Genomic DNA, 3,282 nt, shown 5'->3' on the forward strand with positions numbered 1-3,282 from the left:
GCGAGGCGCCGCGCTGAAAACTGAAGTTGCTCAAACAATGCAGCTCGGCGTAGCTGACCATGCGTCCTCGTTCAATGTCACGGCGCATCGCAGACAGTACCCGTGGAAGTCCGCATGACTAAGCAAAGAAACCATGCAGAAACCACGTGCGTGTCTTGCGCAGTTCGCGATAAATCCACAACCGACTGCCATCCGTGTCGATGGCGATGTAGTAGTCGCGGCGCACGTCGTGGCCGTCCCACCAACCGTTCTCGATACGTTCCGGACCGCGCTGTATCGACACGGGTCCGTGTCGCCATGGATGGCCTTGCCGTGTGGTCAATTGTTGCGGGGCGGGCAACAGCCATAGCGGGCGCGGCCTGTTATCAGCGGCCTCGCTGCGCTGGCCGTCGGGCTCGGCACAACGCCACGCCCGCTCGGGCCGATGATCCGCACAGACCTCCAGGCCTCGAACGGCCTCCCGGTCCAGGCGGGCTTGTAGCTGTTCCAGCAACTGTTGCCAAGCGAGATCTGATTCATCGTCAAATCCCCCCTTGCTCCCCCCTTTTATAAAGGGAGATTGGGGGGGATTTTGTCGCAGGTTATGAAATGTGCTCTTGGCAAACAAGATCTCATTACTCGCGATGAATGGCTGTAGCGATGCGGCCGCCAGCCGGAGCTTGAGCACGGGCGCCGGCAGTCTGAAACGGTGTAGATGTTCTTCCGTTAGTTTCAGTAAATGCGCCGCATCGCGCGTGGTGTGACGGGTGCCGATGCGCAGCCGGCTTGGCGGAGACTTCGCGTGATGCAGGTCAAGTTGCAGCCGGGTAACGCCGGCATCGTGCGCGCGCAGAAATTCGATGAGTCTTGCGAGCAGCTGGCGCGCCGCCTCCAGCAGAGCGTCAGCGTCATCGGTTTCCCACGGCAGCTCCAGCCCGGTTGTGAAGCGAGGCGGAGAATGGAAGCTGCGTCGTAGATCGGGTTGCAATCCCAGCGCGCGATCCATGAAGTCGAGCAGTTCGGGCCCAAGGCGATGCGCCGCGCTTTTTCTGGGCAGCCGCCACAAATCGTGGAAGGTGCGCACGCCGACATGGTGCAGATAACGGGTTGAATCCGGTGGCAGTGGCAGCGCATTGATCGGCAGACGCCGCAGCTCAGCGTGCAAGCCCGCCTGGTCGAGAACCTCGGCACTCTGGCCGACGCTTGCCAGCAACAGACTGGCCAGCGGCGTGGGCGTTACAGCTACATGCGCGTGCGCGCCCAGCGCCGCCAGGCCGTCGTTCAGTTTTGTCTTCAGGTCTTCTACATTGCCGAAAAGCCGCAGACTGCCGCTGATCTCCAGCAGTAAAGCCCGCGGCGGCTGCAGGCTGACCGTAGGGGTGAACTGGTGCGCCCAGGCCGCCAGCATCTCCAGCCTGCGTGTCTCCGCATCCGTGTCCCTGCTTTGCGTATATAGACGCGGACATAGCGCATACGCCTGCGCGAGTCCCATGCCCGCCACGACACCCGCCGCGCGTGCCGCCGCGCAAGCGATGTGAATGAGACGGCGCGCGCCATGGTCCTCGACGATGGCGAAAGGTGTCGCCTCGCGGCGCCCGACTGCCTCCATGGGCAGGACCGGAAACCAGGCGCAAAGCCACAGTTGCCGGGTATGAACCGCGTGGTCGGGGCGCAGCGGGGGCGCAGGCGGCGTGTCCGGTGATAACAGCGACGGCAGCGATGCCTGCCGCGCGCGCCGACTCGTTAAGGGAAATGCGGCCATGCCTTGTCGTCCGTATACTGCATTTATAAGCAGTATATGTTGAGCGCTTGTGGCTGACAAGTTTGCACGGCGCGAAAATCTAAGGCGGCGTACTTAGCCCGCGGACGACGCTCAGGGATGCCGCGATTCCGGTGAGCACGTCCGGCCAGGCGTGCCGTGCGGCCGGAACTTAAAGCTTCAACCGCACGTTTTGGCGGTTCAACCCGCCGCGCGCTTTCAGGATTTGCACTTCAATCTCGTCGCCCAGCGCGCACAGACGCAGACGCAAAGCCGCCGGTGACGGTTGGGCGGCGCACGCCACGCCGCGAAACACCACGCCCCGGCAGTCGCCTTGCTCGGCCGCCAGCTGCAGACGACGCAGCGCGCGAAAGTCGGCCGTCTTCGGCCACAGCAACACGGCGTTGCAGAGTCCGGAACGCAGCAGTTGTTCTGCCGACCATAATGCATCGGCCGCCTGCGGCTTGTATATGAGTATCGTCGCGGCGAGATCGATGCCCACAGCGGCCAGCGCTGGAGCGTACGGAACGAAAGGTGGCGCGATCCACGCCTGACAGCGGCCGTCACCGTGCACTCGCGCGAGCGCCGGCATCAGAAGCCGTAACGCGCCGCTTGCATGCGGTTCGCAAAGGATCTCAGTCAGGGCGCCAGCCGGCCATCCACCCCCCGGCAACGCCGCGTCTAACGCGGCAAAGCCGGTCTTAATGTCGGCCGTTGAATTATCGCCATCGCGTCCCCGCCATAGAGCCGGATTGCCTTGTGGAAGCTTGTCCAATCCGGCGCTTATGGTGGGAACCCGCGTTGCCACCATCCATTTCCTCCCGGCGTTAAGACGACGTACTGAGTCGCTAGCACCGCGAACATCTTGATTCATTGAAGCAGAATTCCCATGCCGCATCTCTAACCTCTCCTTTAAGCGGGTAGTTTGGATGTGGCAAAAACACAGCCTTGATGTCCGAATGGAGCTTCCCGACTAATGCTGAATACCGAACACGTCTTCCTCCTCGAAGATATTCGAAGGATGTTCTGCGCGTTTCACTGAGCTGCTCAGTCGTTTCGATGTAGTCCCGAAGTTTGCTGGAAAACGACAGGACTACGCCGGGCTTCAGGATTGCGAGCAGCTTTGTGAACAGCGGCTGGCACAGTGCCAAATCCCTCGCAGAAATCTGGTTTGCCTTGTGAGAGCGAAAGAAGCAGTAATTTGTCTGGCTAAAATTCGCCAGCTGTTCGAGCGGAAGGTACTTCTTCAAGTACGGAAGTATTCTGACTAAAGATCCTGGATCCTGCTCGTCCAAGAACTCCTCTTGAAGCCGTTCTTGAGGTCGATATCGCTTGCCGCTAGCCGCACCCCAGTTGAAACTCACGATAAGCGGTGCGTTTCGAACTCCAGAAGTCGTGACTAAGGAATAGTTCCATTCAAGCCCCTCAGTCAAGCACAGGGTCTTGATGTCTAATGCCTCGTAGGCATTGCGTACCTCAGCCAGTAACTCAACAAGCGCACTCTTCATGTATATTCCTGCATGCCCAACGCGACTCAGGAAGCC

3 protein-coding genes are annotated in these 3,282 nt (G+C 60.5%); all 3 read right to left on the reverse strand.

Features of this window, described 5'->3' with window-relative positions; translation table 11 throughout:
- Positions 1-118 precede the first annotated feature (118 nt).
- The 3 genes from H0V34_15255 to H0V34_15265 all read right to left on the reverse strand — a co-directional run bounded on the left by H0V34_15255 (position 119) and on the right by H0V34_15265 (position 3,246).
- A complete protein-coding gene (locus H0V34_15255; protein ID MBA2492973.1) occupies positions 119-1,741 on the reverse strand; it encodes a DNA polymerase Y family protein in 1,623 nt (540 codons plus the stop codon).
- 169 nt (positions 1,742-1,910) lie between these two features.
- Positions 1,911-2,549 (reverse strand): translesion DNA synthesis-associated protein ImuA, encoded by a 639-nt coding sequence (gene imuA / locus H0V34_15260; protein MBA2492974.1) that lies wholly within the window; start codon positions 2,547-2,549, stop codon positions 1,911-1,913.
- Positions 2,550-2,586: 37 nt separating this feature from the next.
- Positions 2,587-3,246 carry a hypothetical protein gene (locus H0V34_15265; GenBank protein ID MBA2492975.1) on the reverse strand — a complete coding sequence of 220 codons (660 nt, stop codon included), beginning with the start codon at positions 3,244-3,246 and terminating at the stop codon, positions 2,587-2,589.
- Positions 3,247-3,282: the final 36 nt, after the last annotated feature.

It is taken from the genome of Gammaproteobacteria bacterium, from assembly GCA_013696315.1.
Taxonomy (GTDB): domain Bacteria; phylum Pseudomonadota; class Gammaproteobacteria; order JACCYU01; family JACCYU01; genus JACCYU01.